Raw genomic sequence first — 551 nt, 5'->3', positions numbered from 1 at the left:
GCCCTGTAACCGAGCTCGTGCCTACTGCAGACGCAGTAGCCGCGACTGCCTGCGCAGAGACGACGACAGGCGCAGTTGTGATGCGGATGATGGGACATACACAGCCACCCCTTCAAGGAGCACCAACGAGATGATCGAAGTCACCAACCTCACGAAACACTACGGCAGACACGTCGCCGTCGATGACCTGAGCTTCACCGTCAGACCCGGTGTCGTCACCGGCTTCCTCGGCCCCAACGGCGCAGGGAAGACGACGACGATGCGCATGATCCTCGGGCTCGACAGGCCCACCGCGGGGCGGGCCCTGGTGAACGGCCGACCGTTCGAGCAGCACCGGGCGCCGCTGCGCGAGATCGGGGCGCTGATCGACGCGAAGGGCACCCACCCGGCCCGCCCTGCCCGCGATCACCTCTCGGCGCTCGCCGCCACCACGGGCATCTCGAAGCGCCGCGTCGCCGAGGTGCTCGACCTCGTGGGCTTGAGCGAGGTGGCCGATCGCCGCAGCGGCGGCTTCTCACTCGGCATGGGACAACGCCTCGGCATCGCGTCCG

Annotated in this window: 1 protein-coding gene; it reads left to right on the top strand. The window is 68.2% G+C overall.

The features are described 5' to 3' along the window. Positions 1–130: 130 nt before the first annotated feature. On the top strand, positions 131–551 hold a 421-nt coding region (locus ELR45_RS34275), incomplete at its 3' end, for an ATP-binding cassette domain-containing protein (RefSeq protein ID WP_129670268.1).

This window comes from Phytoactinopolyspora endophytica, from assembly GCF_004138495.1.
GTDB classification, from domain to species: Bacteria; Actinomycetota; Actinomycetes; order Jiangellales; family Jiangellaceae; genus Phytoactinopolyspora; species Phytoactinopolyspora endophytica.
This window is presented reverse-complemented; position numbering and strand designations above follow the sequence as displayed.